This is a genomic window from Microcoleus sp. OTE_8_concoct_300, assembly GCF_031383065.1.
In the GTDB taxonomy this organism is placed as follows: Bacteria; Cyanobacteriota; Cyanobacteriia; order Cyanobacteriales; family Microcoleaceae; genus Microcoleus.
The window spans coordinates 1-4,187 of the sequence record NZ_JANMZH010000651.1; the positions used below are offsets into that span (position 1 = coordinate 1).

At 44.7% G+C, this 4,187-nt stretch carries 5 protein-coding genes; all 5 read right to left on the reverse strand.

What is annotated here, in order from left to right; genetic code table 11:
* Positions 1–71 precede the first annotated feature (71 nt).
* Positions 72–890, reverse strand: coding sequence for a leucine-rich repeat domain-containing protein (locus tag ACUVJL_RS29695; RefSeq protein ID WP_445249120.1), 819 nt, complete (start codon positions 888–890; stop codon positions 72–74).
* 48 nt (positions 891–938) lie between these two features.
* Positions 939–1,679 (reverse strand): leucine-rich repeat domain-containing protein, encoded by a 741-nt coding sequence (locus tag ACUVJL_RS29700; protein WP_445249121.1) that lies wholly within the window; start codon positions 1,677–1,679, stop codon positions 939–941.
* Positions 1,680–1,721: 42 nt separating this feature from the next.
* Complete coding sequence (locus tag ACUVJL_RS29705; protein ID WP_445249122.1) at positions 1,722–2,600, reverse strand: leucine-rich repeat domain-containing protein; 879 nt, start codon at positions 2,598–2,600, stop codon at positions 1,722–1,724.
* A 48-nt stretch (positions 2,601–2,648) separates the two neighbouring features.
* Positions 2,649–3,257, reverse strand: coding sequence for a leucine-rich repeat domain-containing protein (locus tag ACUVJL_RS29710; RefSeq protein ID WP_445249123.1), 609 nt, complete (start codon positions 3,255–3,257; stop codon positions 2,649–2,651).
* Between the two features lie 42 nt (positions 3,258–3,299).
* A partial coding sequence (locus ACUVJL_RS29715) for a leucine-rich repeat domain-containing protein (protein WP_445249124.1) occupies positions 3,300–4,187 on the reverse strand: 888 nt, incomplete at its 5' end.

Sequence of the window (4,187 nt, forward strand, 5' to 3'; positions counted from 1 at the left end):
GGACTTTCCAATGATAATTATGGTGATTTGTGTCCTAATTTGGTAGCTATAATTTTCGGAACTGTAAAGTTTTATGGTTTAGTTTGTGGTTGCCACTTACAGATAGACGCTGGTTTGAGCGGGCAAGTTTTGGGAGCGATCGGATTTCCGCTGAGGTAGAGATCAGTCAGGTTAGTCAAGGATTGTAGCGGTTTGATGTCCCTGATTTGATTGTTGTCGAGGACGAGCCAATTCAGGTTAGTCAAGGATTGTAGCGGTTTGATGTCCCTGATTTGATTGTTTTTGAGACTGATCAAAATCAGCTTAGTCAAGGATTGTAGCGGTTTGATGTCGCTGATTTTATTGTCGCCAAGGCCGAGCAAAGTCAGGTTAGTCAAGGATTGTAGCGGTTTGATGTCGCTGAGAAGATTTTTCTCGAGGCCGAGCAAAGATAGTTGAGTCAAGGATTGTAGCGGTTTGATGTCGCTGATTTTATTGTTGTCGAGGACGAGCCAAGTCAGCTTAGTCAAGGATTCTAGTGGTTTGATGTCGCTGATTTGATTTTTTTCGATATCGAGCCGAGTCAGGTTAGTCAAGGATTGTAGCGGTTTGATGTCGCTGATTTTATTGTTGTCGAGGTCGAGTTCTGTGAGACTCGAAAGTTTCCGATTAGCCGCATTGCACTCAGTAGTCTTTGCTTTCTGCAACAGCAACTCAACAGTACGTTTAGCTTCAGGACTCAAATCAGCTTTTTGGCGACACCAGTCAGCAAATGTTCGTCTACTGTTTCCCGATCGCGTTTCTGCTGCTTTGGCAGACAGTCCATTTGCAGATAATGCTAGGATCGCACAGCAAGCAAGTGCGATCGACTTTTGTAACTTCATGTGTTTGTGTGCAACTATGAGTGTCATAATCCTTTACCTCTAATTTTCCCAACTGTAAAGTTTTAGCATTTAATTTCAGCGTTCCCAATCACAGATAGACTCTGGCTTGAGTGGGCAAGTTTTGGGAGCGATCGGATTTCCGCCAAGACCTACTAAAGTCAGGTTAGTCAAGGATTGTAGCGGTTTGATGTCGCTGATTTGATTGTCGCCAAGGCCGAGATGAGTCAGGTTAATCAAGGATTGTAGCGGTTTGATGTCGCTGATTTGATTTTTTTCAATGCCGAGCACAGTCAGGTTAGTCAAGGATTGTAGCGGTTTGATGTCGCTGATTTGATTGTTGTTGAGGACGAGCCAAGTCAGGTTAGTCAAGGATTCTAACGGTTTGATGTCGCTAATTTGATTGTTGTTGAGACTGATATCAGTCAGGTTAGTCAAGGATTCTAGCGGTTTGATGTCGCTGATTTGATTGTTGTTGAGGACGAGATCAGTCAGGTTAGTCAAGGATTCTAGCGGTTTGATATCGCTGATTTGATTGTTGCTGAGGGCGAGCTGGGTGAGACTCGAAAGTTTCTGATTAGCCGCATCGCACTCAGTAGTTTCAGCGTACTGCAACAGCAACTCAACAGTACGTTTAGCTTCAGGACTCAAATCAGCTTTTTGGCGACACCAATCGGCAAATGTTCGTCTACTGTTTCCCGGTTGCGTTTCTGCTGCTTTCGCAGACAGTCCACTTCCAGATAATGCTAGGATCGCACAACCTGTAAGTGCGATCGACTTTGGTAAGTTCATGTGTTTGTGTGCAACTATGAGTGTCATAATCTTATACCTCTAATTTCCCCAACTGCAAAGTTTGAGCATTTAATTTCTGGGTTCCCACTTACAGATAGACTCTGGCTTGAGTGGGCAAGTTTTGGGAGCGATCGAATTTCCGCTGAGGTAGAGCCAATTCAGTTGAGTCAAGGATTGTAGCGGTTTGATGTCGCTGATTCGATTGTTGTCGACCGCGAGCGCAATCAGGTTAGTCAAGGATTGTAGCGGTTTGATGTCGCTGATTTGATTGTCGCCAATGCCGAGCAAAGTCAGGTTAGTCAAGGATTGTAGCGGTTTGATGTCGCTGATTTGATTTTTTTCAATGCCGAGCAAAGTCAGGTTAGTCAAGGATTGTAGCGGTTTGATGTCGCTGATTTGATTGTTGTCGAGGACGAGCCAAGTCAGGTTAGTCAAGGATTCTAGCGATTTGATGTCGCTGATTTGATTGTTGTCGAGGACGAGCCAAGTCAGGTTAGTCAAGGATTCTAACGGTTTGATGTCGCTAATTTTATTGTTTTCGAGGCTGAGATGAGTCAGGTTAGTCAAGGATTCTAGCGGTTTGATGTCGCTGATTTGATTGTTGTTGAGGGAGAGCCCAGTCAGGTTAGTCAAGGATTCTAGCGGTTTGATGTCGCTGATTTGATTGTTGTCGAGGTCGAGTCCTGTGAGACTCGAAAGTTTCCGATTAGCCGCATCGCACTCAGTAGTCTCAGCTTTCTGCAACAGCACCTCAACAGTACGTTTAGCTTCAGGACTCAAATCAGCTTTTTGGCGACACCAATCGGCAAATGTTCGTCTACTGTTTCCCGGTTGCGTTTCTGCCGCCTTCGCAGACAGTCCATTTCCAGATAATGCTAGGATCGCACAACAAGTAAGTGCGATCGGCTTTTGTAACTTCATGTGTTTGTGTGCAACTATAAGTGTCATAATCTTGTACCTCTAATTTCCCCAATAGTAAAGTTTGAGCATTTAATTTCAGGGTCCCCACATACAGATAGACTCTGGCTTTAGAGGGCAAGTTTTGGGGGCGATCGGATTTCCGCTAAGACCGAGCTCGGTCAGGTTAGTCAAGGATTCTAGCGGTTTGATGTCGCTGATTTTATTGTTGCTGAGGTCGAGCTCCGTCAGGTTAGTCAAGGATTCTAGCGGTTTGATGTCGCTGATCTGATTGTCGAAGAGCCAGAGCGTAGTTAGGTTAGTCAAGGATTCTAGCGGTTTGATGTCGCCCAGAAGATTGTTGCTAAGGTAGAGATGAGTCAGGTTAGTCAAGGATTCTAGCGGTTTGATGTCGCTGATTTGATTGTTGTCGAGGTTTAGTGCCGTGAGACTCGAAAGTTTCAGATTAGCCGCATCGCACTCAGTAGTCGCTGCTTCCTTCAACAGCACCTCAACAGTATGTTTAGCTTCAGGACTCAAATCAGCTTTTTGGCGACACCAGTCAGCAAATGTTCGTCTACTGTTTTCCGATCGCGTTTCTGCGGCCTTGGCAGACAGTCCATTTGCAGATAATGCTAGGATCGCACAACAAGTAACTGCGATCGACTTTGGTAACTTCATGTGTTTGTGTGCAACTATAAGTTTCATAATCTTGTACCTCTAATTTCCCCAACAGTAAAGTTTGAGCATTTAATTTAAGGGTTCCCACTTACAGATAGACTCTGGCTTGAGTGGGCAAGTTTTGGGAGCGATCGGATTTCCGCTGAGGGGAATCTCAGTCAGTTTAGTCAAAGATTCGAGCGGTTTGATGTCGCTGATTTGATTGTTGCTGAGGGATATCATAGTCAGGTTAGTCAAGGATTCGAGCGGTTTGATGTCGCTAATTTTATTGTTTTCGAGGAAGAGATTCGTCAGGTTAGTCAAGGATTGTAGCGGTTTGATGTCGCTGATTTGATTGTTGTCGAGATCGAGATAAGTCAGTTTAGTCAAGGATTCTAGCGGTTTGATGTCGCTGATAGAATTGTCGCTAAGAGCGAGGTGTGTCAGGTTAGTCAAGGATTCTAGCGGTTTGATGTCGCTGATTTTATTGTTGCTGAGGACGAGCCCAGTCAGTTTAGTCAAGGATTCTAGCGGTTTGATGTCGCTGATTTGATTGCCGTTGAGCTCTAGCGAAGTCAGGTTAGTCAAGGATTCTAGCGGTTTGATGTCACCGATTTGATTGAAGTTGAGCTCTAGCGAAGTCAGGTTAGTCAAGGATTCTAGCGGTTTGATGTCGCTGATAGAATTGTCGCTAAGAGCGAGCCAAGTCAGGTTAGTCAAGGATTCTAGCGGTTTGATGTCGCTGATTTGATTGTTTTCGAGGCTGAGCAAATTCAGGTTAGTCAAGGATTCTAGCGGTTTGAGGTCGCTGATTTGATTGTTGGTGAGGAAGAGCAAAGTCAGGTTAGTCAAGGATTCCAATGGTTTGATATCGCTGATTTTATTGTCCACGAGGTCTAGTTGTGTGAGACTCGAAAGTTTCAGATTAGCCGCATCGCACTCAGTAGTCCCTGCTTCCTTCAACAGCACCTCAACAGT